General features: G+C 65.5%; 2 protein-coding genes. One reads left to right on the plus strand and one right to left on the minus strand.

Going from position 1 to position 840, the window contains the following annotated elements; translation table 11 throughout:
- Positions 1 to 427 (minus strand): aldehyde dehydrogenase family protein (locus tag AX735_RS08450; RefSeq protein ID WP_231750062.1); only part of this gene is annotated, 427 nt, incomplete at its 3' end.
- Here AX735_RS08450 and AX735_RS08445 point away from each other — a divergent pair.
- Positions 414 to 840: aldehyde dehydrogenase family protein (locus tag AX735_RS08445; protein WP_231750062.1), on the plus strand; the 427-nt coding region annotated here is incomplete at its 3' end. The genes AX735_RS08450 and AX735_RS08445 overlap by 14 nt on opposite strands.

The raw sequence follows: 840 nt of genomic DNA on the forward strand, positions 1-840 counted from the left end.
GGGCAGCACCGGTCGCGCCATCGCCCAGCACCAGCTGCGACAGACCTTCGGGTGCATCGGGACCAAATTCGCCCGCCACCTTGTCGAACAGCGCCTGCACCGCGATTGCGGTCAGCGGCGTCTTTTCGGACGGCTTCCACACGATGCTGTCACCGCAGACCAGCGCAAGCGCGGCATTCCAGGCCCAGACGGCCACGGGAAAGTTGAACGCGGTGATGATCGCGACCGGACCCAAAGGGTGCCAGGTCTCGCTCATGCGATGGCCGGGGCGCTCGCTGGCGATGGTCAGGCCATGCAGCTGGCGCGACAGACCCACGGCAAAATCGCAGATATCGATCATCTCCTGAACCTCGCCCAGCCCCTCGGACAGCGGCTTGCCACAATCGAGCGTGACCAGCAGACCGAGTTCGGTCTTGCGCGCGCGCAAGACCGAACTCGGTCTGCTGGTCACGCTCGATTGTGGCAAGCCGCTGTCCGAGGGGCTGGGCGAGGTTCAGGAGATGATCGATATCTGCGATTTTGCCGTGGGTCTGTCGCGCCAGCTGCATGGCCTGACCATCGCCAGCGAGCGCCCCGGCCATCGCATGAGCGAGACCTGGCACCCTTTGGGTCCGGTCGCGATCATCACCGCGTTCAACTTTCCCGTGGCCGTCTGGGCCTGGAATGCCGCGCTTGCGCTGGTCTGCGGTGACAGCATCGTGTGGAAGCCGTCCGAAAAGACGCCGCTGACCGCAATCGCGGTGCAGGCGCTGTTCGACAAGGTGGCGGGCGAATTTGGTCCCGATGCACCCGAAGGTCTGTCGCAGCTGGTGCTGGGCGATGGCGCGACCGGTGCTGCCC

It is taken from the genome of Blastomonas sp. CCH1-A6, from assembly GCF_001556365.1.
In the GTDB taxonomy this organism is placed as follows: Bacteria; Pseudomonadota; Alphaproteobacteria; order Sphingomonadales; family Sphingomonadaceae; genus Blastomonas; species Blastomonas ursincola.